At 37.1% G+C, this 205-nt stretch carries 1 pseudogene; it reads right to left on the reverse strand.

From position 1 onward, the window contains the following. Positions 1 to 205 (reverse strand): annotated as a pseudogene (locus AACQ14_RS24175) (hypothetical protein); the annotation flags it as partial.

A 205-nucleotide genomic window follows, 5' to 3' on the forward strand; every position in this document is an offset into this window, starting at 1 on the left:
CTTGATGAAGTGTTCAGCTTCACGTATCGGACTATTATTAGGTGCAGTCCCTTGTAGTAAGCTATCTGCATCAATATTATATTCTCCAATCCATTTAAAACCATTGTCTCTATCCAGTTCAAAAGCTATTGAACAACCTTCTGGAGCTAGATTACTCTTGATCTGTACCACTGCTCTTAATGCTTTATCATCTTTTATTCTACCG

The sequence above is a fragment of the Vallitalea maricola genome (genome assembly GCF_036985595.1).
In the GTDB taxonomy this organism is placed as follows: Bacteria; Bacillota; Clostridia; order Lachnospirales; family Vallitaleaceae; genus Vallitalea; species Vallitalea maricola.